A 25,782-nucleotide genomic window follows, 5' to 3' on the forward strand; every position below is an offset into this window, starting at 1 on the left:
GGCCGTTCGCTCCCGCGTTCGGGCGGCGTTCACTCGGTGTCCGAGTCGGCATCCTCGGCGGGCAATCGCCGCGAGAGGCGGTCGAAGCGGGACTGCGCCCGGTCGCCGCGAGAGGCGGTTCGCTCCGGGTCGTAACGGAACTCGGTCGACTCCTCGTCCGTGAGATAGACGCCGAAGACGGCGTCTTGGTGTCTTCCCGCCGCCGGTATCATCGACTCGGGGACGACCACCTCGTCGACGAGTTCGTCCCCTCGTTCGAGGAGGAGTACCGCTCGTTCCTCCTCGAAGCGGTCCAGTACGGCGGTGTAGATTCTGTCGGTCATGCGTACGTCTCTTCGATGACGACGGCCCCCGAGTCGTCGGTTACGGTGACGGTGTCGCCGCCGTTGTTCCAGACGGCGCGTCCGGACCCCCAGTAGAGGTCGGAGTCCGTGTCGTCGCCGGTCCCGGTGTGGAGTGTGACGCTCGCGCCCGGACCGAGCGTGAACCCATCCGGGAACGCGTAGGTGTGGTCTGCGTCGTCTTCGACTGTCCACCCCGCGAGGTCCACCGCCGACTCGCCCGTGTTCGTGAACACGAGGTACTCGTCGTCGAGGTTGTCGTGGTCGTTTCCGTCCGCGTCGGCGTTGATGTCGGTGAGAGAAATCGCCTTCGGTGCCGAAGACGTCGGCGTCGGGGTGGCGGTAGGCGTCGGCGTAGCGGTCGCAGTCGGCCGTTCCGCGTGCGTCGCGGTCGGACTGCGGGCATCGGCGACCGTCTCCTCGGAACCGCTCGCGTTCGCGACGAGGAGACGACTCCGTTCGGTGACCGCCGGTCCCGTTCCCGGTTCTATCGGGGGTTCCGAGCGCAGTTCGAGGGGGTTCGTCGTCGCGTTCCGTTGCGTCTCGACGACGAGTTCGTCTCCCGACTCCACGAAGACGACGTCCCCGTGGACGCCCGTCCAGTAGGTCGGAACCGACCGCGACGAGAGTCTCTCGAGAGTCTCGTTGTGCGGGTGACCGTACTGGGAGTCGTACGCGCTAGAGACGACGGCGACCCGTGGCGAACTCTCGTCCAGGAGGGCCTCGCTCGTGCTCGAACGACTCCCGTGGTGCCCGACCTGCAGTACGGTCGCGTTCAGGTTCGGCCCGTCGTCGCGCGTGAGGTAGTCTTCCCCCTCGCTCTCTGCGTCGCCGGGGAGGAGGAATCCGGGCGACTGCGAGTCGTTCCTGACCGAGAGGACGACGCTGTTCTCGTTTCGGTCTCCGTTCGCAAGCGGCGTTTCGGGCGGTGCGAGGACCGTCGCGTTCGCGCCCGCGAAGGGTATCGTGTCGTTTGCGGCGACTTCGTACAACGGAACGTCGTGCCGTTCGACGGCGTCGAGATACCGCTCGTACGTCTTCGACGACGACGCGATTCCGGGGTCGTACACCGCGCCGACGCCGCCTTTCTCGGTCTCGTAGCGGTCGATGACGGCCGCGTGACCGCCGATGTGGTCGGCGTCGGCGTGAGAGGTGACGAGGTGGTCGATACGAGAGACGTTCTGTCGGTCGAGGTACTGTAGCACGTCCTCGCCGTCGTCGCGCCAGTCGCCGGTGTCTATCAGCATCGTTTCGCCCGACGGAGAGACGACTAGGATGCTCGAACCCTGTCCGACGTTGATGAAGTGGACTTCGAGGCTGCCGTTGCCGTCCGCCCCGGAGGACGCCGACACCGATGCAGGCGAACCGTCCGCCGCCGCCGACGGCGTCTCTATCACGTCGTCGGGTGTGGCCGCGACTCCCCCCTGACCGGCGCACCCCGCGAGAATCACGGAGAGCACGGCGACGAGCATCACCGCGGAACGCGGAACTGTCATGGAGAATAACAGACGAGTGCCGACGATGAATCCCGTCTCCGTCGTCAAGATTGGAATCTCGGACGCAGAATGTGCGAACGCTGATGAAAGTGTATGTGAGCGAGTATTTTTCACCAGACCCAACGCTTCATACGGCGGGGCGGAGAGTATCTGACGATGAAAGAGTTCGACGTGACGGAAGTCGACGGCCGCGAGAGCGCGCGTCTGATAAAGAGCGCCGTCAGTCCGCGACCGATAGCGTGGATAAGCACCGCCGACGAAGCGGGCAGAGAGAACCTCGCGCCGTTCAGTTCCTACAACTACGTCTCCTCGAAGCAGCCCGTAGTGTCGTTCAACAGTCCGAACGCGGACCACGGCGGCCTGAAAGACACCGCCCGAAACGCGTTGGACACCGGCGAGTTCGCCGTGAACGTCGTCACCGAACCCCTCTTACAGCAGATGGACACCACCTCCGAACGCCTCCCACCGGGGGAAAGCGAGTTCGATCTCGCGGAGATAGACCGCGCGGACTGCCGACGAATCGACGCCTCGCGCGTCGCCGACGCCGCCGTCACGATGGAGTGCACCCTGTACGACTCACACGAGGTTCATGACCGACTGATGGTTCTCGGCGAGGTGCAGTACGTCCACGTCGCAGACCGGGTGTTGACCGACGGGCAGATAGATATGACGAAGGTCGACACCGTCGGGCGACTCGGCGGGCCGTACTACACGATTTCGGAGCCCGTGGAGTTCGAACGGCAGTTCTGAGGCGTCGAGGGTGACGCGCGTCTCTCGGGCGCATTTGTCCCCCCTGCCCGATGGAGAGACGCGAGTAAACGGCCACCGACAAGCGATTCGACGACGCCCGATGACTCACTCTTCGGGGGATGTTCGTATAAAAAGCGCCGGATAATTATAACGAACGTTTATTATATAGTAGGGCGTACTAGTAGCGAGGACCCGAACGCTGTATCGTTCCTTCTCAGGAAACACCATGACTAACTACGACGTATTGCGCGAGTTCGAAGCGGGAATTACAACCGAGCAGTTGGAGCAGGCGGTCGAAAGTTCGGGCGACGCCATCGACGAACTACGAAGCGAGGGAGTTCCGATGTCGTACCTCGGCTCTCAGACGTTCCTCAAGGGGGATGGATCCATCGGCGCGACGATGTGCCGGTACGACGCGGACTCCGAAACGACGCTCCGCGAACACAGCGAACGCGCCGGACTCGCCGTGAGCGATATCTTCGTGGTCGGCCCCCCGCACGCCGGGGTGGCCCCGAAGGTCAGCGTCGCGCCGAAGTCGGCCTGAAACGCCGGTTGCACGCGACGGAACGCTATTCGACAGCGACGGGGTGATAGAACCCCGTTCTGTCCGCCGCGATTTCTTGTTCGAGGCTGCGTCCGGGGGATTACTGGACGATGGACGGTCGCAGTGGTCAGTACTGGACGCTTGAAATTCCGGTTCTTACGTCCCCCACAGAACGCTCATACCAGTTAACTCATATCCTCACACCAATGGGAAATGGGCCATCAGAAGCGGTGATACTGCTGATAGAAGACAACCGTGGGGATATCCGCCTCATAGAAGAAGCCTTCTCCGACGGCAACGTCGCAAACACACTCCACACCGTTACCGACGGCCAAGCGGCACTCGACTTCATCTATCAGCGCGAGGAGTACGAGGACGCTCCCCGACCAGATATCGTATTACTCGACCTGCATCTGCCGAAAGTGGACGGGGAGGAGATTCTCCACGAGATCAAACACCATCCCGAACTGAACGACGTTCCCGTCATCGTGTTGACCGGGATTAACCAGGACCTGATAAAATCGCGTGACTTCGACGACGACGCGGACGAAGATGCGGTCCTCGAAAAGCCCATCGACCTCGGTGAGTTTGTCGAGGTCATTGGGTCGTTCGAACAGTTTCGTTTAGCAGTTATGCGGATGGACTAACGGATACCGCTGTTGTGGTAGCCGACTACCCGCTCAGTTCCTGATCTCGGTTCCGCGAGAACTGCTCGCTCCCGATACCGCACTCGATATGCGCCAGAGTTCGGTCAGGTGGTTCGCTCGCGTCTGTTCGGACGCGACCGGTTCGTCGATTCCGGCCCACGAACAACGCGTGACTGCGGCGACCTGCGCTCGCTCTGCGACTCAAATCACCGAAGACAGATGGTTCTAGTCAGAATAGTTTGGAACGAAGTTAGGTGGCTGGGGAGTTCTCAGCCCCTAACGCGGAACGGTCAAAGACCGTTCGCGCTGTGGATGGGCCAACGCGGATTTGAACCGCGGACCTCCCGGTTATCAGCCGAGCGCTCAACCTGACTGAGCTATTGGCCCAGGTGAGCGCATTCAGTCGTTGTTCGGTTTCGACTTTAAGGGTTTCCTTTCGGGGCGGCCCCGTGCACTGTTACGAATTGTCGTCGTCTCTGCGGCCGTAGTTCTCGGGGTCCAGGTCGACGACGTCGCCGTCGGGGTAGCCGCCGGACCAGACGGTGCCGGAGACGAATCCGTCGGTCTGTTTTTCGAGGTACGGCTTCACCACGTAGCGTTTCACCACCTCGCGGATGGGGTAGCGCGTCACCGGAAGCGCCAGCGAGAACCCGAGCAGGTCCGTGACGATGCCCGGGGTGAGGAGGAACGCCCCCGCGGCGATGAGCAAGCCGCCGTCTAACAGTTCGTCCGTCGGGATGCCGCCGGTGGACACCTTCCGTTGGAGTTTCGAGAGCGTGTGCCGCCCCTCGGCGCGGACGAGGAGCATGCCGACGAGACCCGTGAGGACGACCAGAAGTACCGTCGCGGCGAACCCGATGGCGTTCGCCACGGGGACGAGAAGCAACGTATCGGCGAGCGGTATCGCGAGGAGAATCGCGATGACCCAGCGCGTCTGCATGGGGGTACCTTTTCGGTCACCGTTCAAAGCCCTTGTGACGTTCGCGGGTCGGCACCCTACCTCGAAGGGCTTACCCCACGCGCCCACCGAGAGCGAACATGGCAGACGACCAGACGCGGGTCGAGTGGCGCAGGTGGGGACCCGACGCGTTCGAGGAGGCGCGGGCGGCCGACAAGCCGGTGTTGCTCTCTCTGACCGCGACGTGGTGCGACGGCTGTCACGAGATGGACGTCGAGACGTACGCGGAACCGCGAATCGCCGCGAACGTCAACGACCGGTTCGTCCCCGTCCGCGTGGACGTAGACCGCAACCCGCGAGTTCGAGAGCGGTACAACATGGGCGGGTTCCCCTCGACGGTGTTTCTCACCCCGAGCGGTGACCTCCTGAACGGGGCGACGTATCTCGGTCCCGACGGGATGCGACAGGTACTCGAACGCGTCCGCGACGTCTGGACGGAGAAAGGCGAGGAGGCGGGGCGCGTCCCGCGCGCCCTCGCGGGCAAGCCGACGCCCGCGGGCGAGGTGACGACCAGAATCGAGGAGCATCTCGCGGGACAACTCGACGAGAAGTACGACCACCGCTTCGCCGGGTGGGGCGACGGCGCGAAGTTCCCGATGCCGCGCACCGTCGAGTTCGCGCTGAAACGCGCCCGCGAACAGGGGGTGGAGACGCTCGGTGCGATTCGCGAATCGCTGTTCGACGACGTGGAGGGCGGGTTCTTCCGGTACGCCGACAGACCGGACTGGACCGACCCGCACCACGAGAAACTGCTCGACGCCAACGCGGCGCTGTGCCGCGCCTTCGCGAACGGCTACCTGTACACCGGCGACGAGGGGTTCGCCGAACCGGTCCGCGAGACGCTCGATTTCCTCGTCGAGAGCCTCTGGAACGGCGCGGCCTTCGGGGGCAGTCTCGGCCCCGCCGAGGAGTCAGACTACTACGACGGCGGTGCCGAAGAACGCGCGGGCGAGACCGGACCGCGGCGCGATTTGACCGCGTACGCCGGAGCCAACGCCCTCGCCGCGGACGCGTTGCTGACGTTCGCCGCGTACACCGACGACGAGAGAGCGACCGAGTACGCCCGCCGCGCGTTGGAGTACGTCGATTCGTCGCTGCTCGAAGATGGCGTCGTCACCCACTACCGGACGAAAGACGAGTCGGGCGAGTCGCTCCTCCTCGAAGACCACGCCCGCGTCGTCTCCGCGTTCGTCCGCGCCCGACAGGTCGTCGGCGACGAGGACGCCGTCGAAACCGCCCGTCCGGTCGCCGACGCGGCCATCGACGAACTCCAAGAGCCGGGAGGTGCGTTCCGTGACGGCCCCGAGACGGACGTCGGACTCCTCGACAAGACGCTTCGACCCCTCGACGGGAACGTCGAGATGGCGGACGCGCTACTCGACCTCGCGGCGGTGACGGGCGAGGACCGCTACGAGGAGGCCGCCCACGACGCGGTAGCGGCGTTCGGCGGCGCGTGGGACCGCATCGGCGTCCAAGTCGCGGGCTACGGCGGCGTCGCGGCGCGACTGACGCACCCGACGCTCGTCGTCGACGTCGGGTCCCCCGCGGGGTCCGACCTCCACCGGGCGGCGATGCGCGTCGCGGACCACGAGAAGGTGGTGGTCCCCGACGCGGACGTCCCGGCAGGGAACGCCGTCGTCCGACTCGGCGACGAGGAGGCGACGGCGACGACGCCGGACGAACTGATGGCCGCCGTCTCCGCTCTCGACGCGGGCGTCTGAGCGTCGATTCGGCGCGCCGAGACGAGCGGATGCGACGAAACGTCGGTCAACGGTGAGCGGGTGTAAACACCCGATGCGTTTTTAGTGCTGGATAGTGAGACGAAGGTATGGCTAGTCTTCGGGACCTGGGGTTGTCCGAGTACGAGGCTCGGGCGTATCGGTCTCTCCTCCGAACGGGCGCGACAACCGCAAAAGAGTTGTCTCGCGCCAGCGACGTGCCGATGGGTCGGATATACGACGTGTTGAACAGCCTCGAACAGCACAGCCTCGTGCGGAGTCAGGCCGCGAGTCGGCCGAAAAAGTACGTCGCCGTCGAGCCCGATATGGCGCTCGACCGTCTGTTAGAGAGCAAGCGGCGCGAACTCGACGAGAAGGCAGAACAGTACGAGGCGGTCGTCGACGACCTTTCGGACGAACTGGAGACGGCCGAACCCGTGCAGGGACAGTTCTGGACCGCCGCCGTCGGCACCGACGAGTCCGTCGATCTGCTGTTGGAACGACTCGCGGCCGCCGACGACTCTTTGGTCATGGTCGTCGGGACGCCCTCGGCGCAGTTCGACCTCGGAGAGGTCGGCGACCTGGTGACGGAGGAGTTAGCGACGGCGCTCGACCGCGGCGTGGAGGTGTCCGTCCTGATGTCGCCGGACCTCGTCACCTCGCTCCCCGAGAGCGTGGGCGAACGCTACCTCGACAGTCTGGCGGACCACCCGCAGTTCACCGTACGCACGTCGCCGAAACTCTCGGGGACGTTCAACCTCATCGACGACGTGGAAGTGTGCATCGAGGTGCCGAATCCGCTCGACCCCGGCGAGGCGTTCGCGATGATAGACCTGAAGGACCCCGAGTTCAGCGCCGATATCCGATCGATGTTCGACCCGCGGTGGGAGGCGGCGGAACCGCTCTCGCTTTCGTCGTCCGCGTCCGGCGAGTAGTCGGCGAGCGCTCTCTGGCGGCGAAAACTAAGAGACCGGCGACGCGTCCGTTCTACTGGTCCATCTCGCTTTCGAGCCGTTCGAACGTCACTTCTCGCTCGGCGTGGGCGTTGTGCTGGTGGATGGACTCGTCGTTCGACTGCTTCATGTAGACGACGGCGTCGTCGTCGAGGTGGTCGAGTTCATCGCGGACCTGATCGGCCATCGACCGAACGCAGTCCTCGACGAACTTCGCGTTCGCGTGTGCCTCGTACGTCATGTGGTCTTCGTCCGGACGCTTCGCGAGGTTGTAGATGCGCGCCGACATCGAGTCGCGGGCGATGTCGATGAGGTCCATCAGGTCCACGTCGGGAGAGCCCTCCGTCGTGACGGTGAGCGTCGCGTGTCCGCGCTGGGAGTGGCCCGGTTGCGGCACCTTTTGGAGGAACTCCTCTATCGTGTCGTCGTCCACCGCTAAATCCTGCAGGACGTCACGCGCCCGGGAGGCGGACATGCCCTGCGAACAGGGACAGACCGTCATCCCGGTCACTTCCGCGCCTATCTCCTCGCGCGTTCCCTCGTCGGTCGCGACGGCGCTCGCGATGATGGTCGCCGTCCCCTGCGTCGCGAGTCCGCTCGCGGGCGTGTCCTCGCGGAGGACGAGTTCGGCCGTCATGCGGACTTCGGCGGTCGAAGTGTACTCGTGTTTCGCGAGGAGTCGCTCGGCGGCGTCGCCGCACATGTCCTCGACGCGGTAGGCGGGTTCGGAGACGGCGGATTCGAGCGTCTCGTCTATGACCTGCATGTTTCGGCTCATGTCGATTCCCTTCCGACCGCTCGGGAGGTCGACGAACACCTCGAACTCGGCCATCAAAACGAGCGGCCGCTTGTCGTCGCGGGCGATTTTGACGAGTTTGTCCACGCCCGTGACGCCGACCTGACTCAGCCCCACGGTGACGTCGGGGCGACTTGCCTGTACGTCAGGCAACTGGTGACTCATTGAGTAGAGGGACGGACGCGCGGCGATTAGTGCTTTCGCTTCGGAAATCGAGAGAACCGAGAAAACGGCGTCGAGGCGGGTGATATCTCCGATATCGGTGACGGTCGGAGCGAGTCAGGGCCAGTCGTCGCGCCCCTCGGACTCGAAGGGGTCTTCTTCGGGCGATTCGCCCGCGAGCGCCCAGTTTGCGGCCTCGGCGGCCTGTGAGAGCGGGAGGTACTCCCACGATGCGTCCTCCGCGACGGCCCGGTCCTCCTCGGAGGTGCCGACGAAGACGTGCCGGTCGGTGTCGAACTGCTGTTTGACGTTGTCCAGACTCTCTTCGACGCCGCGGGGGCCGGAGAAGAAGTCCTGTCGGATGCGGTGCTTTCGCGTGAAGTTGGTCACCACGTACGTGGGCTTTTCGCTCACGACGCCGACGTACTCCGTCCACTGACGGGCGTCGTTGAACACGGCGTTTGGGTCCGCGAGCGATTTCAACGCCTCCAACTCGAACGCGAGCGTCATGTCCGTACTGCCGCCACCATCCATACGTACCTCTCCTCGCGTCTGGCGCAAAACGCCTTCGGTTGAGACGGCGCGCCGCCGCCGATTCCGAGAGAACGGTCGCTCTCAGCGGACGCGGTAGTAGTCGGTGAATCGGACCACGTCGCCGGGGTCGAGGTCGGCTGCCGTCGCGGGGTTCGTCTCCTCCTCGGAGACGAACAGTCGCTGTGCGGACGCCGACAGTTGGTCGAAGTCCCGCACCCGCGCGTCGGGGTCTATCCGCTCCGGTGAAACGACGACCACGGACGACCCGTCCGCCAGTCCGTCGAGACTCTGGTCGCTCGCCGTTCGTGACATATGTTACCACTAGCCACTCGCAGCTGATAAACGTTTGGTGGACACGCAGAGTCGAGACGCTGGGCGACGAGAGCGAGACGGCTACGCGAGAGAGAAAAATCGAGGAGTCGAGGGGGAGCGATTACTCCGCCGGGGCTTCTTCGAGTTCCAGGTCGTCGATGTCGAACTGCTCTCGCATCAGGACGTCCTTTTGGTCCGCGACGACGCGTTCCTCGCGCATGAGCTTCTTGTACTTGCTCTGCGGCGAGAGGTCGCCGATGAGGACGCCGCCGACGATTTTGCCGTCCTTGAACGCGAGACGCCGCCACTCGTCTTCGGAGTGTTTCGCTTCGACTTCGTCGTCGCCGAGCGTCGGGTGGCCAAAGGAGAGGAACGGGAAGTCGAAGTGAGTGATGGAGTACGAAGAGACCCACCGGAACTCCTCGGACTGAGGGTTCACCATGTTCTTTGCGGCGATGGTCCCCTGTTCTTTCGCGGACCCCCACGCGCCGTTCTGCGCGCGTTCGCCGAGGATGACGTCGTGGAACTGGGTAATGTCGCCCGCGGCGTAGATGTCCTCGTCGCTCGTCTGCATGTACTCGTCGACGACGACGCCGTTGTCGCACTCCACGTCGGTGTCCTGCAGAATCTCGGTGTTGAAGTCCAGGCCGATGGCGATGCCGACGAAGTCGGCGTCGTAGCGGTCGCCGTTGGGATCGACGGCGGTGGTGACGGTGCCCTCGTCGTCGGTCTCGAAGTGGTCGACGCCGGACTCGAAGACGGGTTCGACGTTCCGTTCGCGGAGGGCGTCGTGGATTATCTCCGCGCCCTCTTCGGAGAGGGCGTAGCGCCACCAGGCGTTGCCGCGCATCAGGTACTTGCCTTCGACGTCGTTCGCGGCGGTGATGGCCGCGAGGTCGATGCCGAGCAGACCCGCGCCGACGACGACGGAACTGTCGGCTCGTTCGATGTGCTCGCGAATCTTCCGGGCGTCTTGGAACGTCCAGAAGTGGTGGATGCCGTCGGCGTCGGAGTTGTCGACCGGCAGTTGCGTCGGCGTCCCGCCCGTCGAGTAGAGGAGTTTGTCGTAGGATATCTCCTCGCCGTCGTGGGTCGTGACGGTGTGTCCGTCCGGGTCGACGTCCACGACGAGCGTGTTGAGTCGGAGGTCGATGTCTCGCTCGTCGTACCAGTCCTCTTCGTGGATGGAAATCGGTGCCTCGGGCAGCTTACCCTTCGCGAACTCTTTGATGAGAATCCGGTTGTACAGGGCCTCGCCCTCGTCCGTGATTACGATGATGTCGGCGTCGGGGTCCTCCTCGCGGAGGGTCTCTGCGGCGGAACTCCCCGCAATCCCGTCGCCGATGATCACGTACGACTGGGTCATAATCGGATGATTTGAGGCCGGGGTTAATGTGGGTTGCTATCCGTCTATTCGCGTGTACGTTGCGGCGACGGGCGCTCGTCGGCCGAGAGGCCGTCTCGGGGGCGCTCGTCTGCGAGCCGCGGCGGTCGGCGCGTAAATCAGGTCGCGGCGAGAACGCACGCGTGGGCTTGAAGAGCGTCCGGTCCTAACCTCCGGTAACGATGAAGATACGTCAGAACATCCGCCACTTCGCCGCGAAGAAGGCCTTGACGATGCCCGTCGTCGGCGACATCGCGACGGAGAAACTCGTGGACATGCACGTGCGAATCTTCGGCGAGAAAGCCGACCCGGCGCGCCGAGAGGAACGCGAACCGCGGATGGAGGCGTTCTTCGACTGCACGTTCGACACGTACGTCCGCGCCCTCGAAGAGGGGTTCACCGAGGCGAAGGCCCGCGAGATAACGCACGTGCAGGCGAACTTCGACTTCTACAACCACGGCTGGACGGAGATGATGGAGTTCCCGGCGGACGAACTCGAGGACCACTACGAACGCTACCGCGACTTTTTCGAGCGGTACGACATCGACATCGCGGACCCCCTCGGCGACTTCCGCACCCGCGAGATTCCGGACGCTCCCTCGACGCCCGAACGACTCGACGACCCGGTCCATCCCCACGCGGAGGGCGGGTTCGCAGACGACGTGTACGTCGAAGACGAGTCCGGCGAAATCCGCGTCGGCGGCCGAGACGAACCGGAAGACGTGGACGTGAGCGTCGCGCCGGGCGTCCAAGAGTCGGACGTGGACGAAGAGTCGGCCTGACGGCGCGTCCGGCCGGACTCAGTCGTCGGCCGGGACGTGCGACCCGCGTTCGACGACGCTCTCTTTCCACGTGCCGCGCGTGAACCACGCCGCCGCGAGCATCGCCGCCGCGACGTTCGAGGCGGCGATTCCGTACCAGATGCCCGTCGGCCCCAACGAGGTGAACTCGACGAGGACGTACGAGATGGGCAGGCGAAGCACCCAAAGCGAGACCAGCGAAAACGCCATCGCGGTCCGCGTCGACCCGCTTCCGCGGAAGCCGCCGTTTACGACGTTGAACACCCCGAGAAAGAGGAACGTCGGGCCGATGATGCGGAGGTAGTCCGCGCCGACGGCGATGACCGCCTCCTCGCCGGGGATGAACACCGCCACGATGGGCGCCGCGAACAGGTACGCCGCCGCGGAGACGAACACCAAGACGGCGGCGATGAGTCCGGCGGAGACGTGGACGGCGCGTTCGGCGCGGTCTGACTGTCCCGCCCCGAGGTTCTGTCCCACCACCGTCGAGGTGCCCTGCGCGAGGCCGATAGCCGGGAGGAACACGAGCGAGTTGAGGCGGTTCCCGATACCGAACGCGGCGACGGCGGTGTCGGTCCCGACGCCCGCCGCGGAGGCACCGGCGAACGCCACGAGAGCGGTCAACACGGTGACGCCGAGGGCGCGGGTGGACTGCTCGATGCTGGAGGGCGCTCCGATGCGGACTATCTTCTCGACGGTCTCTCTTTGCGGCACGAGGTCTGCAGGCGAGATGTCGATGCCCACGCGGCCCGAAAACAGGAGGGCGAAGCCGATGCCCGCGCCCAACGCGCGCGAGAACACCGTCGCGATGGCCGCGCCTTGGACGCCGAACCCGGAGAACCCCGTCGCGGCGAACAGCGACGCGCCGAGACTCTCCAGTCCGAGAGCGCCGAGGACCGGGTTGGCGTCGAATCCGAGGATGAGAAACGGGTCGAGGACGACGTTGACGACGACGCCGAACGCCATCAGATACATCGGCGTCTTGGTGTCGCCCCACCCGCGAAGCAGCGCCTGAAACATGAAGAACCCGAACATGAAGGCGACGCCGAGGAAGATAGTTCGAGTGTACTCGACGGAGAGACGGTGAACCGTCGTTCCGGGCGTCGTCCCGATGAGGGGCAGAAGCGACGGCGTCAGCAGGTAGCCGACGGCGGCGAACCCCGCAGACAGCAGGATGACGAATCCGAGCGTCTGGGCGGCCACGTGGTTCACCTCATCGTGGTTCCCCGCGCCCTTGTTCTGGGCGACGAGTACCGTCCCGGCGACGGTGAACCCGCCGCCGAACGAGATCATGAGAAAGACGAGGGGCCACGAGAACGACAGCGCCGACACCGCCTCCGACCCGATTCGGCCGACCCAGAACGTGTCCGCGAGGTTGTACGCCACCTGCATCAACTGCGAGAGGACGATGGGGAGAGAAAGCACCAACATCGGCTTCACCAAGTCGCCGTCCGTCAGATTCACGTCTCGGTGACTCACTCGTCGTCGGCCTCCGCGTCCGCTCTGAGAATAGACGAGAGGACGAACTCGTCTAAGGCCGCGGCTATCTCCTCGGGCGCGTCGTCGTCGCCGAGTGTCACGTGCGCGCTTCGGGCCCCGTCGAGGGCGTCGAGGAGGAGGCGCGCGGTTCGTTCGGGGTCAACCTCGCGGAACGTCCCCGTCTCGACGCCCTCGCGGATGACAGCCGCGAACCGGTCGCGGAGCGTTCGCATGTTCGTCTGCAGTTGCTCGCGGTAGGCGTCCTCGTAGGGGGCGCGCATCCGAAGTTCCATCAGAGCGCGGCCGAACCGCGCGTACTCGTCGTCGTCGTCGTCGTCGTCCGGGAGCAACCGGTCGACGAGCGTCCGCAGTCGTTCGTCCGGACTCTCGCCTTCCGTCTCCTCGAACTTCTCTTCGAACCCCTCCAGCAGATACGCCAGAAAAGAAACCAGAAGGTTCCGCTTCGTGTCGTAGTGGTAGTGGAGAAGCGACGTGCTCTTTCCGGCCTCGTCCGCGATATCCTGCATCGTCAGCGAGGCGAACCCGTTGTCACAGAGCGCCCGGTAGGTGGCCTCCATGACCTCCTCGTGGACGTCTCGCGGCGCGGGGGTGTCTCTGTCGTCGGTCACTAACTGACTAGTCAGTCAGGAGCGGGAAAAGCCCTTTCGGTTCTGTCGGGACCCGAGAGAGTCAGTCTATCGCTCTCGGTTGTCGTCGTCGTCGTCCGTTTCGACGTCGATTCGGTGAGGTTCGGAGGCCTCCCCGCGGGACTTCCGTTTGCCGTCGCCGGCGTTGACCGGAAGTTTCTGCCTGACTTCGTTCGCGAGAGACTCGACGCGGTGGCGAACCGTCTTCACCTCGTCTTCGAACTTCTGGACGTTCCGTTCGACGTAGTGAACCTTGTCGCGGGGGATTCGCCGCACCAGGTCGTTGCCCTCCTCGTCGGTGCCCGACATGAACGCCCAGTGGTCCTGCGCGTAGACCACCTGCTCGTTCGAGACGGTCACCTCTTTTGTCCCCTCTTCCGGATGCTCGTAGACTATCGTCGCTTTGCCCATCTCGACCGGCATCTCCGCGGCGTCGTCGTCTCGGCTCTCGGTGTCGCTCATAGATGCGTAGGAGATACCGACCGCAGGAGGGTATGCTCTATTGCGGTTCCCGAAGAATGTCACGTTCCCGAACGATGCGGCGACCCGCGCCCGCGATTACTCTCGACTCCCTCCGTCTGCGGCGACGCCGTCCGTCTCGGTGACCCCTCGGCCGTCGCCGCCCCGGGCGCGTTTCCGGACGATGCGGTCCGCGCATTCGTAGCCCGCGACGATGCCCCCGTTGAGGCTTCGCTCTGGGTACTGCGCCTCGCTCGCCATTCCGGCGTAGTAGACGCCCTCGCCGACGTCGTCTCCGAGGTCGTACGGCACGACCAAATCGAGGTAGCCGCGTTCGTACACCGGCGCGGCGCGGGGGTTCCGCGCGACGCGGAACTCGGACACCGAGGAGGGGTCGAACTCGGGGAACATGTCGGCTATCTCGCTCAACCACACCCGCCTGAGTTCCTCGTCGTCCATCTGCCAGATGTCCTCGTCTTCGTCCTGCACGTAGGCGGCGACGTAGAGCAGGTGTTGCCCGCCGTATCGCTCCTTGGGGACGAAGTTCGTGTGTTCGATGAGTGCGCCGAACGGCGCGTCGTGGGCCACGTTCAGCCAGTAGGTATCCATCAGCGACTCTTCCATCGTCGCGAGGCCGCAGACCGCGCCCTGGAAGTCCACGTCGCACTCGTAGCCGGTGAGTCCTTCGAGGACGTTCGGCATCGCGGCGACGACGACGTCGTCCACCTCGTGGGTCTGCGCTCCCTCGTCCGTCTCGACGGTCAACGCTTCGACGCCGTCCTCGCCCATCGAGAGCCCCGTCACCGGCGCACCCGTCGTGATGTTCTCGCGACCGACCGCCTCGACGAGAGCGTCGAGGAACGGGCGGAACCCGCCGTCGAAGTAGCCGAGAATCTCGCCGCGCAACAGGTCTCGTTCCCCGCGGAACCGGACTCTGCCGAGGAACCACGCCGCGGAGACGTCGTGTTTCCTGTCGCCGAACTTGCCGTCCAGCAAGGGGTCCACGAAGTTCTCGTAGACGCCGCGAGTCGTGTGTTCGACGACGAACTCCTCGATGCCGACGTGTTCGTACTCGCTCAGGTCGTCGTAGGCGTCGAAGTCGGGCACGCCGCCGCGGACGTCGATACCCTGCGTGAGCATCCCCAGACGGAACTTGTCGTAGAGGCTCATGTGCGGGTAGGCGGCTATCTGCCACGCCGTGTCGAGGGGGTGGACGACGCCGTCGACGTAGTAGGCGTTCTTGCCGACGCGCCACTCCAACCGGTCGCCGAGTCCGAGTTCCTCGGCGAGTTCGACGATGGTCTCTTCTGACTTCGAGAGGTGGTGGTAGAACTTCTCGATGTCGTCACCGGGCGTCTCGTAGACGGCCGCGAGACCGCCGACCTGGTCCGTGGCCTCGAACACCTGCGTCTCGTAGCCCTGCTGTCGCAGTCGGTAGGCCGCGGCGAGTCCCGCGATGCCGCCGCCGACGACGCCAATCATGTCCCGGGCTACGAGACGGCGGGAAAAGTCCCTTCCGCTCGTCCCCACTCGCTGCGTCGCGGTGGACTCCGCCGACGCCGAGAGCCGGATTCTCCTACGGTTCGCTACATTTTTATCCGCACTCTGGTAAGCCGTCTCCCATATGCGAACGGTCAGGGCACCCGCGACGAGCGCGAACCTCGGGAGCGGCTTCGACGTGTTCGGCGTCGCCCTCGACCGACCGGCGGACGTCGTCCGCGTCGAGAAGGCCGAAAAGACAACGATAGAGGTGACCGGAGCCGGGAGCCAGTACATCCCCGAAGACCCCGAGAAGAACGTCGTCGGGGCCGTCGCGGAGGCGTTAGATGCCCCCGCGCACATCCGCATCGACAAGGGCGTCCGCCCCTCGTCGGGACTCGGCTCCTCGGCGGCCAGTTCCGCCGCGGCCGCACTCGCGCTCAACGGCCTCTACGACCGCGGCTACTCCCGGCAGGAACTCGTCCCCATCGCCGCCGAGGGCGAAGCCGTCGTCTCCGGAGAGGCGCACTCGGACAACGTCGCGCCCGCGCTTCTCGGCGGCTTCACCGTCGCCCGCCACGGCGCGGTGACGCCGGTAGAGACCGACATTCCGCTCGTCGCCTGCCTGCCCGAAATCGCCGTCTCGACGCGCGACGCCCGGCGCGTCGTCCCCTCGCGGGCCGACATGGACGACGTGGTTCACACCGTCGGGTCGGCGGCGACGCTGGCGGTGGGGATGTGCCGGAGCGACCCGGAACTCGTCGGCGCGGGGATGGACGAACGCATCGTCACGCCCGCCCGCGCGGAACTGATAACCGGCTACGACGACGTTCGAGACGCCGCCTTGGCGGCCGGTGCGACCGGCGTCACGGTCTCTGGGGCGGGGCCGTCGCTTCTGGCCGTCTGTCGCGGTACCGACCGCGCCCGCGTCGCCAGCGCGATGCTCGACGCGTTCGAAGACGTCGGCGTGGACGCTCGCGCGTACCAGACGAAAGTCGGCGCGGGCGCGACGTTTCACTGAGTCGCCTCGCGGCGTCGGGGCGCGTTCGCTCACCGACGCCGAACGACGCGTCGCGCGAGCGTACCGGGTGCACCCCGCCGACCGACGCGCGGTTCGGGGACTCAGTCGGCGTCCCGAACGAGGTTTTCGAGGAGACGGTCGCCGAACAGGACGACGAAAACCGCCCCGACGACGTCGAAAAGCAGGTCACCGAGCGTGTCTCGACGGCCGTAGTAGACCAACATGGGTTCGACGCCGAGGCGGTCCGACAGTCGGTGGATGGCGTACTCCATGACCTCCCAGAGGACGCCGCCGACAGCGACGGACGCGAGAACGCACCGCCGGTGACTGCGGCCGCGGCGGTCCGCGACGACGTGGGCGACCCCCCCGAGAACGGTCGCCGAGAGGGCGTGTGTGAGGTGGTCCCACCACCACGTGTCGTCGTAGAGACCGAGCATCCCGACGGCGTGCGCGAGCATCGCAGACTCCGCGTACACTCGCTGCCACGGTCGGAGTTCGACGCCGTACAGTGTTTCGGCGAGTCGGGGGAGGAACATCGCGCCGAACACGAGTACGGCGTTGGCCGTGGCGTTCGGGTCTCGCCGACGAACCGCCTCGACGAACACGGCAAGAGTCGCTCCTTTGAAGCTCAGGTCGACCGCCTCCTCAGTAGGAGTTCGCGTTGCTCTCGCCATCGTCTGTCACCACGGACGCGGCCGGAACGGATAGAGGTACTCGCCGGGGCCATCGGAGAGACCGACCCAGGCGGTCCGAGAGCGTCGAAAGAGAAAGCCCGGAGTCGAGTTTAGACGCCGCGGCCTTGCAGTCTGTCCTCTTCCGGGATGTCGGCGTTTGCTTCGCCCTTCATCCCCTTGCCGATACCGGAGGCGATGGCCGCGAGCGTCTCGGGGTCGTCCCAGTTGTTGACCGCCTCGACGATGGCTTCGCCCATCCGCTCTGGGTCCTCCGCGCCGAAGATACCCGACCCGACGAAGATGCCGTCGCACTCGTGGTACATCATGAGGGCGGCGTCGGCGGGCGTCGCGATGCCGCCGGCCGCGAAGTTGACGACCGGGAGGCGACCCATGTCGGCCGTCTCGTGGACGAGTTCCGCGGGCGCTTCGTTCTCGCGGGCCCACTTCTCGCGCTCTTGGTGGCTCATCCCTTCGAGTTTGCGGATGGAGCCTTTGATGTTGCGCTGGTGGTGGACGGCCTGGTTCACGTCGCCCGTGCCAGCCTCGCCTTTGGTTCGAATCATCGCCGCGCCCTCGTTGATGCGGCGGAGGGCCTCACCGAGGTTTCGCGCGCCGCAGACGAACGGCGCGGTGAACTCGCGCTTGTCGATGTGGTACCGGTCGTCGGCCATGGTGAGCACTTCGCTTTCGTCTACCATGTCCACGCCGACGGCTTCCAGAATCTGCGCTTCGGTGTAGTGTCCGATACGGGCCTTTCCCATCACGGGGATGGAGACGGCGTCGATTATCTGTTCGACCTTCTCGGGGTCGGCCATACGAGAGACGCCGCCGCGCTTGCGGATGTCGGCCGGGACGGCTTCGAGGGCCATGACCGCCACGGCGCCCGCCTCCTCGGCTATCCGCGCTTGTTCGGCGTTCACGACGTCCATGATGACGCCACCCTTCTGCATCTGCGCGAATCCGCGCTTGACGAGGTCCGTCCCGCGGCGGAGTTGCTCCAAATCAGTCTCCTCAGCCATGTTCGATGCTTACGGTTGGACCTACTTAAGGCCAACCGGTCGGCGCGAACCGGCCGCACCGCGGTCGAACCCCCGCGTATCGACCCCGAGGTACCGAACCGGCATTCCTTTCAACGGACCGGCCCTCGCCTGTCCCATGGCTAGCTCCGGGCTCTCTAGATTCGTCTCCGACGACGACGAACTCCCCGAACCCGACGAACTCCCCCGTTGGCTCGCTCCCCTTCCGCGGGCGGTGGAAGACGTCGGACTCCGCTTTGCGTGGGTCGTCGTCGCCATCAATCTCGTCGGCACCGCCTTCGGCTTTTGGTACTACGGCTTTCACCCGATTCCGCTCTCGGACCCGCTGATAACGTGGCAGTTCGCGAGCGAACCGATCGTCATGTGGCCGTTCGTCCCGGACAGTCCCGTGGCGACGCTTTTCATCGCCGGGGCGTTCGCCGCGTGGAAACTCGGCAGGCCGAACGAGTACCTCAACGCCTTGGCGTTCTTCGGGTGCTGGAAGCTCGGACTCTGGACGCCGTTCGTCCTCGCGGCGTTCTCGGAGGCGTTCCTCCAGACGACGCCGCTTCCGATGTATCTGTTCTTGTTCTTCAGCCACCTCGCGATGGTCGTGGAGGCGTTCGTCCTCCATCGCTTTTCTGACTTCCCGGTTCGGGCCGTCGCCGTCGCCGTCGTCTGGTACGGCTTCAACGACGTCGTCGACTACTTCGTCCCCATCGTCGGCAGCCCGCACCACACGTCGCTCCCCCTCGCGGACGTCGTCGGCGTCTGGGGGTCTACCGTGCTCCAAGTCGCCGCAAGCGCGGCCGTCGTTCTCACTCTCGCGGCGACGTTCTTCTCTCTGAGCACGCGCGTGAAGAAGCTCGAACTCGGTTGGGACCGGTACGAGAGAGAGACCGACGAGAACTGAACGCCGCGTTCGCCCCACTCGACCGCCCGTGGTGCGTCGCCCGCCCCGACCGCCGTCGCGGGTTTCGGTGATGGGTTTTTCCGACGCAAAGCCGAACTACGAGCGATGAGCACTCTGTTCGACGCGGTGGCGGACTTGCCCCTCGAAATCGAGGCGACCGAACGGACGCGCCGCGACCGCGACACGTCGAGCGGTTTCGTCAGGACGACGACCACGTTCCACCTCCGCGGCGACGGCGTCGAGGGCCGCGGCGAGGACGTGACCTACGACACGGCGGACCACGACGCTCTCGAAGACGCGCCCGCGGACGCCTTCGAGTTGGTCGGCGCGTACGACTCCTTCGCCGACTTCTCGGCGTCTCTCGACGACGCGGACCTGTTTCCGACCGGCGGTCCCGAACGCGAGGCGAGCGAACACTACCGCCGGTGGGGGCTGGAGTCGGCGGGGTTGGACCTCGCACTGCGTCAGAACGACCGGTCGCTCTCGGACGTTCTCGACGTCGACCCCGACCCGGTCCGGTTCGTCGTCAGTACGCGCCTCGGCGACCCGCCGTTGAGCACCCGCGTCGAGTCGATACTGAGCAGATATCCGGGCACGGAGTTCAAACTCGACCCCACGACGGAGTGGACGGAGAACGTCGTCGAAGCGGTGGCCGCGACGGGGGCCGCCCGCATCCTCGACCTGAAGGGCCACTACGCCGGTACCGACGTGGACCAAGAACCCGACCCGGAACTGTACAGACTCGTGCTGTCGGGGTTCCCGGAGGCCGTGATAGAAGACCCCGGACTCACCGACGACACCCGGTCGCTGTTCGAAGGCGAGGAAGGGCGCGTCTCGTGGGACGCCCCCATCACGGGCGTCGAGTCCGTCGAGGACCTCCCCTTCGAACCGTCGTGGCTGAACGTCAAGCCCTCGCGGTTCGGAACGGTCGAGTCCCTGTTCGAGACCATCGAGTACGCGAGAACAGAGGAGATAACGCTCTACGGCGGCGGCCAGTTCGAACTCGGCGTCGGACGACAACACATCCAACTTCTCGCGTCGCTTTTCTACCCCGACGGTCCGAACGACGTGGCCCCCGGCGGCTACAACGACGCCGAGACGCCCGAGGGACTGCAGACGAGTCCGCTCGACGCGCCGGAGAACGAAATCGGCCTGAAGTGGACCTGAGCCGGTCGAAGCGGCTCAGTCTTCGAGGACGTCGTCCTCGTCGGCGTGGGCGCGGACCCAGAGTTCGCCGATGCGCGAGAGGCGCGTTTGGTAGGACTTCCCGCGTTCTTCCTGTTCGATGTAGCCCTTCCCGCCCGGCCCCAGTCTGTCCACGTTGTAGATGACCTTCGACCGAAAGGAGTCGGTGTACTCTTCGTTCATGTCTCGGGCGAGTCGTTCCGCGAGTTCGGAGACGGAGGCGAACTCGCCGTGTTCGCCCAGTGCGAACAGGATGACTTCCTCGAACGGCTTGACGTTCGAGAAGGAAGCGACCGGCAGTTCGACGATGTGTCCCCCCTCGATTCGCTTCGCGCCGATAGTCGTCCCGCGCTCGTCGAACTCCGATAAGAGGTCGGACGCCGTCTCGAAGCGCTCTCTGACGCGTTCGTCGTCTACGTCCTCGCCGCCCAGTAGGTCCTGCAACAGGTCGCGCCCCGCTCTGAGTTCCTCGGCCAGTTCGCTCTCTAAGTACTTCTCGGGGGCGGTGTAGTAAGTGTGGATGCGGTCTCTGTCCTCCTGTCGTTCGACCATGATGGAGTGGGCGGCGGTGGCGAACGCAAAGGAGACGGGCCGCGGCATCGCACTCACGTTCACCCACACCTCGCCAGTCTCGCTGTCGTCTAACTCCGCGTTGATGAGGTCGTACGCCTGTTCGAAGGCGGCGTCGTAGTCGTACACGTCGGCGACGACGACGCGTTCCGTCTCCGCGCCGAGCAGGTTGGTGAAATCCTTCTCTAGCTTCCCCGAGAGGCGTCTGGAGTACTCGACGTTCGCCTCGCTTCCCACTGCACCCTCCAAGAGGATGACCCGGTCTACGTCCAACTGGTCGCGGATGAGAGGCGCGATAAGCCGGTCGTAGTCGAACCCGACCGGGACGATGTGGGTCTGCATACGTTAGACTACGTCGGGGCGTTTATATATCCCCTCAAGTAGCATACCGTTCAATTGCACATTGTCCGTGTGCGTGCCTGCTCCCGTCACGGGCTTCGTAAGAATCGGCAGGCGCTGCGGTCTTAATTCTACGTGGCCGAAACCGGCAGGGAGGATCTTTTAGAAGAAGATGAACGACTTTGAGAATATCCGAGCGTAGGTTTGGTTCCGAAACCGGGCCGCTAGCCTCTATTTATCTCGGAAATCTGCTTGAATTGTTTCACAACGTGATACATCAGGTACACAAATGCAACAGCAGTGAGTACTAGGATGATCCATTCTGCGATGTATAGTGGCCACCCGCTCACAAACAAGGTGTTGAGTGTTTGGGGTGGGGTAAATAGGAACAACATCGGCAGGAGAACTCCGAGGACGCTCGTGCCCAATACACCGCGTATTATGTACTTGATCTGGGGCTCGTAATCAAGTATTGTCCCGGTGTTCCGTGCCTCAACCTCATCAAAATCCTGTTTCATATACTCAAGTACCGTAGCAAAACTGAACAGGTTCCTTCCTGAGATTCCTGAGTCATCGGCGCTGTAGGTCAGCCAACTCCTATGACGTCCATCTGACTCCACACGAATCCATTGTCTCAGGTTTCCTTCTGGATTTGAAGCACCTGATCCAGAGTCGTAGACATCATTAGTATAGTAGTTTTTAGGAATATCGTCTTTGTCGAATAAATCGGATAGTTCAAAATAGAACTGCTTGTTAGAATCATTGTTCGCATTGAAATAGGAATATAACCAATTCAAACTGTTCTGAAGAGTATCAAGTTCATCGGGTAACAGTAAGAAGTCATTTTCAGCTGAGGCTCTATCTAGTAATTCATCTATCCTATAGAGATGCGCCCATACAATCGGAGCATCCTCGCTTCTTTGGTCATCATCATTATCAATTTCATCTCGGAGTTCATCTACATCCTTGCTAAAATCCTTCAGGTACGCCTTCGTGGTGACTCTACCGTCGTGAGCGATGAGGGACATTACCTGTACTACTCCTTTATACTCATCACGGAAGTCGCGTAAGACCTTTCTTAACCTATCTGTCCGATCTTCACGTCGCCGCCTCTCAAGAGGGTATAGACCGACGCTGAAAGCGATAATGAATCCTACAATGGTTGCAGAAACTTGTGCTAAGGTAGAAAAGAAGTAGGCGGGATTGACCATCTGTATAGTATGGCAATCAAGAACCGGCTCTAAAAGTATTTGTTACATCATCTGATATACTTCTGCAATCGCCTGTTTTATCATATTTTGGCCGAGACGACGGAGGTCTGCATACGTGGTACGTCGCCGGGGTCGGTATAAAAAGTACCAGACCTCAGACCGCTCAGGTCGAGAGGGTGTCGCAGTTCCACCCGGGGTCCCGTCCCGTCCGGGAGATGAGGTCGGACCGACACGCCGGGCAGTAGTCGGGCGTCTCGGATTTCTTTCGGGGAACGTACACCGCGCCGTCGCACTCCACGCACGCGTCGTCTTCGATGGTCACACAGTCCGCACAGAGGTTGAAGTCGTCGACTGTGAGGTCGCGCAGGGGTTCGAGTTGTTTATCGAGGATGTACTCGTCGATGACCGCCTGACAACTGTGGCACGGTTGCATAGTGGTACCTTTTGGCACACACGACCCCGATATAAATACTTGTCCCCGCGACGGCGACGCCGTCCCCCGAAACTGTGAGTCGAGTGTCAGGTGGTCACTCGAAGACGGAGACGTCGAAGTGGACGCCGCCGCGGATGTAGTCCGCGCCGACGAACAGGAGAAACAGCGCGCTTCCGGCGACGGGGAGAGCGGTCACGAGGGTTCCGCCGCCGTGCGTGACCATCACGACGCCGTTGACAAGCAGTCCGAGTGCGAGAGCCACGTCGCCGACGCCCGCGAGGACGTACCACGGAACCGACGAGGACCCGACCCGAATCGACTCGCGTAGTCCCGAGAGGAGAAAGGCGACGCCCGCGGCGGCGAAGCACGACACCGCCGCCACCCCGGAGGGCGCGGCGGGCGGACCGAACGCGGCGACGAAGAGGGCGAGACCGAAGAGAACGACGACGCCGGGGACGAGAAACAGGCGGCGGTTCATACCGTCGGGGTGGGCGCGCGGCGGCCTAAACGTGCCGACGCGGGCGCTTACTCGGCGAGTATCTCGTCGGTCGTCGCCACGTCGGCGAACTCGCCGCGGAGGTGCGAGAGGGCGGTTCGGTGCGTCGTCTCGGCGTCGTACCGTTCGCCGTTCGCTCCCTCTCGGCCGAACGTCGCCGTCGCGTCCGAGACGACGACCGGTGAGAAACCGAGATTGTCGGCCATCCGCGTCGTCGTCGAGACGCAGTGGTCCGTCGTGAGTCCGGCGACGACGAGGCGGTCGTACCCCCGTTCGCGGAGCCACGATTCGAGGTCGGTGCCGACGAACGCGCTGTTGACTCGCTTCGTGAACACCGACTCGCCCGCTTCGGGGGCCGTCTCGGGCTTCCACTCGAACCCCGGCGAACCGCGTCGAAGCGGCGAGTCCGCCTCAGTCGAGTCGTGGCGGACGTGGACGCGCGGCCGGTCCCGGGAGCGCCACGCGTCGAGGAGTCGACGGGCGTTGGCCTCGGCGTCGGGGTTGTTCCTGTCGCCCCACGTCCGGTCGTCGAACCCGAGTTGCATATCCACGAGAACGAGGACGGCCTCACCGAACGCGTCGGGGGACGTCGGCATCAGTCGCCTCCCGCGACCGCCGGCACTTTCGGATGCTCGCGCGTTATCTCGATGGGACACTCGTCCGGGGCCTGTTCGGGGTCCGCAGAGAACATGTACTGGGGCCACTCGCGATCGCCCTCGACGCCCCAGTCGCCCAAGTCGGCGTGGGGACAGACGCCGTCGTACGATTCGAGGCGTCCCTGGATGACTTCGCGAGCCTCTCGTCCGGCGTCGGTGTCGTGGGTGATGCCCTCGAACAGCGTGCGCGGTTGGAACGTTATCTCCAGACCGACCGGGGAGTACCGGCTCTTGCGGTCGTCGTAGAACGGCGCGCGGCAGGTCGGAAACATCGGCTCGCCGCCGAAGCAGAACTCCCATCGGGAGTCGTCCGGGTCGGTCGGTATCCCCTCGGGCCACGGTTCCGGGTCGTAGACGTGGAGAAACTGGAGCACGTGCCAGAGCGTCTCGTGGTAGTCGCTCTCCGAGAACTCCCGTTCGGGCGGTCGGAAGAACGCGACGAGCGAAGCGGCGTCGCTGTGGTCCCGGTAGACGTCGAGATACTCCACGAGGGCGTCTCTGAGTCCGAACAGCGCGTCTTTGTCCGTCGTCGACGGGACGACGGTGTACAGTGGGTCGCCGTCGCGGACCGACTGCGCGCCGAAGAAACACGGGAAGGGCGTCTCGTTTCGCTCGCCGAGGAGGGCCTCTCGAAACGTCTCGAAGTGTCGAACGGCCCAGTCGGGGAGCGCCCCGGACTCGACGCGTTCGACCATCGTCGGTTGGTCTACGAGCACCTGCGGTCCCCGCTCGTTCATACGAGTCCGTTGGAGCGACCGAGTTTCAACGTGTCGTTCGTTCGGCTCTCGGACTACGGTCTTCCCGCAGACGGGGCGTGGAGGCTTCGGGCGTATCTGTGTAGTTATCCGCGTAGAGCACGAACCGAACGCTGTCTTGACGCTTGGCTACGCCTGCATGAATCTCACGCTGAGAGAGCGCGACTCGCCGCTGAGATGTAACCGCGGGATGCAACGGAAAACGTGGGAGTCAGAGGGCCTGGAGTACGCGTCCGAACTCGCCGTGCAGAACTTCTCGGACCTGTACGAGATTCTGCGTTGGAACGTGGCCCACGATATCTACTTCTATCGCTGTACCTCGGGTCTGGTACCGTGGAACTCCCAGTTCGAACTGACGGACCTACCGGACTACGAGGAGATCGCCCGACTCGCCGCAGACTGCGGCCGAGTCGTTCGAGACAACGACGTGCGATTTACGTTTCATCCGAGTCACTGGTGCAAACTCGCGAGCGAGTCGGCGGAGACGGTCGAGAACTCGATTCGAGACCTCGAAGTCCACGGCTCGTGGCTCGACTTGCTCGGCCTCCCGCGGACGCCGTACTACAGCATCAACGTCCACATCGGGGCCCACTACAACGACAAGGAGGCGACGGCTGTTCGATTCCGGGAGGCCGTCGACCGACTCTCGCCCGCCGCCCGCGAGCGTCTGACCGTCGAGAACGACGACACGGACGGACTCTGGAGCGTCCCCGAACTGGTCGATTCGGTCGCAGAACCCCTCGGCGTGCCCATCGTCTTCGATTACCACCACCACCAGTTCACGAGTCGCGGACTCGCGTACAGAGAGGCGTTCGAGTTGGCCGCACGGACGTGGGGTGACGTGCGACCGGTCGCACACTACTCCGAGCCCGCGCGACTGTACGGACGGGATGCTCGCCCCCAGATGCACGCCGAGTACGTCTCCTCGGTCCCGGACTGGCTTCTCGACGGCGCGGACGTGATGCTCGAAGCCAAGGCGAAGGAGCGAGCGCTACTTCGCTACCGGGACGGAACGGAACCGACCGTCGGTACGTCGTAGCCGAGAGCGCGTACT

At 64.3% G+C, this 25,782-nt stretch carries 29 protein-coding genes and 1 tRNA gene; 10 read left to right on the forward strand and 20 right to left on the reverse strand.

Annotated elements, in window-relative coordinates; translation table 11 throughout:
- Nucleotides 1-29: 29 nt before the first annotated feature.
- A complete protein-coding gene (locus BM167_RS10795; protein WP_092892318.1) occupies nt 30-323 on the reverse strand; it encodes a DUF3006 domain-containing protein in 294 nt (97 codons plus the stop codon).
- Nucleotides 320-1,837: a lamin tail domain-containing protein gene (locus tag BM167_RS10800; protein WP_092892320.1), complete on the reverse strand. Its 1,518-nt coding sequence runs from the start codon at nt 1,835-1,837 to the stop codon at nt 320-322. Before BM167_RS10800 ends, BM167_RS10795 begins: the two co-directional genes overlap by 4 nt.
- 156 nt (nt 1,838-1,993) lie before the next feature.
- Here BM167_RS10800 and BM167_RS10805 point away from each other — a divergent pair, with 156 nt between their 5' ends.
- The 3 genes from BM167_RS10805 to BM167_RS10815 all read left to right on the forward strand — a co-directional run bounded on the left by BM167_RS10805 (nt 1,994) and on the right by BM167_RS10815 (nt 3,778).
- The gene (locus BM167_RS10805; protein ID WP_092892322.1) at nt 1,994-2,587 is read left to right on the forward strand and encodes a flavin reductase family protein; all 594 of its coding nucleotides are present in this window, start codon (nt 1,994-1,996) and stop codon (nt 2,585-2,587) included.
- 226 nt (nt 2,588-2,813) lie between these two features.
- Nucleotides 2,814-3,131, forward strand: a complete 318-nt coding sequence (locus BM167_RS10810; protein ID WP_092892324.1) for a nickel-binding protein — start codon at nt 2,814-2,816, stop codon at nt 3,129-3,131.
- Between the two features lie 206 nt (nt 3,132-3,337).
- Nucleotides 3,338-3,778, forward strand: coding sequence for a response regulator (locus tag BM167_RS10815; RefSeq protein ID WP_092892326.1), 441 nt, complete (start codon nt 3,338-3,340; stop codon nt 3,776-3,778).
- A gap of 313 nt (nt 3,779-4,091) precedes the next feature.
- On the opposite strand, the gene BM167_RS10820 is transcribed toward BM167_RS10815, so the two are convergent.
- Both BM167_RS10820 and BM167_RS10825 read right to left on the reverse strand, forming a co-directional pair.
- Nucleotides 4,092-4,165, reverse strand: a tRNA-Ile gene (locus BM167_RS10820).
- A gap of 70 nt (nt 4,166-4,235) precedes the next feature.
- The gene (locus tag BM167_RS10825; RefSeq protein WP_092892329.1) at nt 4,236-4,718 is read right to left on the reverse strand and encodes an FxsA family protein; all 483 of its coding nucleotides are present in this window, start codon (nt 4,716-4,718) and stop codon (nt 4,236-4,238) included.
- A 98-nt stretch (nt 4,719-4,816) separates the two neighbouring features.
- Between BM167_RS10825 and BM167_RS10830 the strand changes: the two genes are divergently transcribed.
- Both BM167_RS10830 and BM167_RS10835 read left to right on the forward strand, forming a co-directional pair.
- Nucleotides 4,817-6,457, forward strand: a complete 1,641-nt coding sequence (locus tag BM167_RS10830; protein WP_092892331.1) for a DUF255 domain-containing protein — start codon at nt 4,817-4,819, stop codon at nt 6,455-6,457.
- Between the two features lie 107 nt (nt 6,458-6,564).
- Nucleotides 6,565-7,389 carry a TrmB family transcriptional regulator gene (locus BM167_RS10835; protein WP_092892333.1) on the forward strand — a complete coding sequence of 275 codons (825 nt, stop codon included), beginning with the start codon at nt 6,565-6,567 and terminating at the stop codon, nt 7,387-7,389.
- Between the two features lie 52 nt (nt 7,390-7,441).
- On the opposite strand, the gene mptA is transcribed toward BM167_RS10835, so the two are convergent.
- The 4 genes from mptA to BM167_RS10855 all read right to left on the reverse strand — a co-directional run bounded on the left by mptA (nt 7,442) and on the right by BM167_RS10855 (nt 10,577).
- On the reverse strand, nt 7,442-8,368 hold the full coding sequence (mptA, locus tag BM167_RS10840; RefSeq protein WP_092892335.1) for a GTP cyclohydrolase MptA: 927 nt from the start codon (nt 8,366-8,368) through the stop codon (nt 7,442-7,444).
- A 114-nt stretch (nt 8,369-8,482) separates the two neighbouring features.
- Nucleotides 8,483-8,899: a DUF7124 domain-containing protein gene (locus tag BM167_RS10845; protein ID WP_092892337.1), complete on the reverse strand. Its 417-nt coding sequence runs from the start codon at nt 8,897-8,899 to the stop codon at nt 8,483-8,485.
- 81 nt (nt 8,900-8,980) lie between these two features.
- A complete protein-coding gene (locus tag BM167_RS10850; protein WP_092892339.1) occupies nt 8,981-9,211 on the reverse strand; it encodes a hypothetical protein in 231 nt (76 codons plus the stop codon).
- Nucleotides 9,212-9,332: 121 nt separating this feature from the next.
- Nucleotides 9,333-10,577: an NAD(P)/FAD-dependent oxidoreductase gene (locus BM167_RS10855; protein ID WP_092892341.1), complete on the reverse strand. Its 1,245-nt coding sequence runs from the start codon at nt 10,575-10,577 to the stop codon at nt 9,333-9,335.
- A gap of 200 nt (nt 10,578-10,777) precedes the next feature.
- Here BM167_RS10855 and BM167_RS10860 point away from each other — a divergent pair, with 200 nt between their 5' ends.
- Nucleotides 10,778-11,377, forward strand: coding sequence for a DUF6149 family protein (locus BM167_RS10860; RefSeq protein WP_092892343.1), 600 nt, complete (start codon nt 10,778-10,780; stop codon nt 11,375-11,377).
- An 18-nt stretch (nt 11,378-11,395) separates the two neighbouring features.
- On the opposite strand, the gene BM167_RS10865 is transcribed toward BM167_RS10860, so the two are convergent.
- From BM167_RS10865 to BM167_RS10880, 4 genes are all read right to left on the reverse strand, one after another.
- Nucleotides 11,396-12,826, reverse strand: coding sequence for an MATE family efflux transporter (locus BM167_RS10865; protein WP_092893076.1), 1,431 nt, complete (start codon nt 12,824-12,826; stop codon nt 11,396-11,398).
- A 44-nt stretch (nt 12,827-12,870) separates the two neighbouring features.
- The gene (locus tag BM167_RS10870; RefSeq protein WP_092893077.1) at nt 12,871-13,452 is read right to left on the reverse strand and encodes a TetR/AcrR family transcriptional regulator; all 582 of its coding nucleotides are present in this window, start codon (nt 13,450-13,452) and stop codon (nt 12,871-12,873) included.
- Between the two features lie 117 nt (nt 13,453-13,569).
- A complete protein-coding gene (locus tag BM167_RS10875; RefSeq protein WP_092892345.1) occupies nt 13,570-13,983 on the reverse strand; it encodes a hypothetical protein in 414 nt (137 codons plus the stop codon).
- Nucleotides 13,984-14,079: 96 nt separating this feature from the next.
- On the reverse strand, nt 14,080-15,462 hold the full coding sequence (locus BM167_RS10880; protein WP_092892347.1) for an NAD(P)/FAD-dependent oxidoreductase: 1,383 nt from the start codon (nt 15,460-15,462) through the stop codon (nt 14,080-14,082).
- Between the two features lie 142 nt (nt 15,463-15,604).
- On the opposite strand from BM167_RS10880, the gene BM167_RS10885 reads away from it, so the two are divergent.
- Nucleotides 15,605-16,480: a homoserine kinase gene (locus BM167_RS10885; protein WP_092892349.1), complete on the forward strand. Its 876-nt coding sequence runs from the start codon at nt 15,605-15,607 to the stop codon at nt 16,478-16,480.
- A gap of 101 nt (nt 16,481-16,581) precedes the next feature.
- Here the strand turns inward: BM167_RS10885 and BM167_RS10890 are convergent, their stop codons facing one another.
- Together BM167_RS10890 and pdxS are read right to left on the reverse strand one after the other, a co-directional pair.
- Nucleotides 16,582-17,154, reverse strand: a complete 573-nt coding sequence (locus BM167_RS10890) for a DUF2238 domain-containing protein (RefSeq protein ID WP_092892351.1) — start codon at nt 17,152-17,154, stop codon at nt 16,582-16,584.
- A 110-nt stretch (nt 17,155-17,264) separates the two neighbouring features.
- Nucleotides 17,265-18,173 (reverse strand): pyridoxal 5'-phosphate synthase lyase subunit PdxS, encoded by a 909-nt coding sequence (gene pdxS / locus BM167_RS10895; protein WP_092892353.1) that lies wholly within the window; start codon nt 18,171-18,173, stop codon nt 17,265-17,267.
- A 136-nt stretch (nt 18,174-18,309) separates the two neighbouring features.
- Between pdxS and BM167_RS10900 the strand changes: the two genes are divergently transcribed.
- The gene (locus BM167_RS10900; protein ID WP_092892355.1) at nt 18,310-19,083 is read left to right on the forward strand and encodes a DUF1405 domain-containing protein; all 774 of its coding nucleotides are present in this window, start codon (nt 18,310-18,312) and stop codon (nt 19,081-19,083) included.
- A 105-nt stretch (nt 19,084-19,188) separates the two neighbouring features.
- Nucleotides 19,189-20,250 (forward strand): enolase-like domain-containing protein, encoded by a 1,062-nt coding sequence (locus BM167_RS10905; protein WP_092892357.1) that lies wholly within the window; start codon nt 19,189-19,191, stop codon nt 20,248-20,250.
- 15 nt (nt 20,251-20,265) lie between these two features.
- On the opposite strand, the gene BM167_RS10910 is transcribed toward BM167_RS10905, so the two are convergent.
- From BM167_RS10910 to BM167_RS10940, 6 genes are all read right to left on the reverse strand, one after another.
- Complete coding sequence (locus BM167_RS10910; RefSeq protein ID WP_092892359.1) at nt 20,266-21,180, reverse strand: HFX_2341 family transcriptional regulator; 915 nt, start codon at nt 21,178-21,180, stop codon at nt 20,266-20,268.
- A 221-nt stretch (nt 21,181-21,401) separates the two neighbouring features.
- A complete protein-coding gene (locus BM167_RS18145) occupies nt 21,402-22,388 on the reverse strand; it encodes a hypothetical protein (protein WP_143095497.1) in 987 nt (328 codons plus the stop codon).
- 163 nt (nt 22,389-22,551) lie between these two features.
- Nucleotides 22,552-22,821 carry a DUF7571 family protein gene (locus BM167_RS10925; RefSeq protein ID WP_092892365.1) on the reverse strand — a complete coding sequence of 90 codons (270 nt, stop codon included), beginning with the start codon at nt 22,819-22,821 and terminating at the stop codon, nt 22,552-22,554.
- 94 nt (nt 22,822-22,915) lie between these two features.
- Entirely contained in the window at nt 22,916-23,299 is a 384-nt protein-coding gene (locus BM167_RS10930) for a DUF7994 family protein (RefSeq protein ID WP_092892367.1), read from the reverse strand.
- A gap of 47 nt (nt 23,300-23,346) precedes the next feature.
- Nucleotides 23,347-23,913, reverse strand: a complete 567-nt coding sequence (locus BM167_RS10935; RefSeq protein ID WP_092892369.1) for a cysteine hydrolase family protein — start codon at nt 23,911-23,913, stop codon at nt 23,347-23,349.
- Entirely contained in the window at nt 23,913-24,710 is a 798-nt protein-coding gene (locus BM167_RS10940; RefSeq protein WP_092892371.1) for a YqcI/YcgG family protein, read from the reverse strand. The genes BM167_RS10935 and BM167_RS10940 overlap by 1 nt, the downstream gene beginning before the upstream one ends.
- A gap of 136 nt (nt 24,711-24,846) precedes the next feature.
- On the opposite strand from BM167_RS10940, the gene uvsE reads away from it, so the two are divergent.
- Entirely contained in the window at nt 24,847-25,767 is a 921-nt protein-coding gene (uvsE, locus tag BM167_RS10945) for a UV DNA damage repair endonuclease UvsE (RefSeq protein ID WP_245781343.1), read from the forward strand.
- Nucleotides 25,768-25,782: the final 15 nt, after the last annotated feature.

Source organism: Halopelagius inordinatus, assembly GCF_900113245.1.
In the GTDB taxonomy this organism is placed as follows: Archaea; Halobacteriota; Halobacteria; order Halobacteriales; family Haloferacaceae; genus Halopelagius; species Halopelagius inordinatus.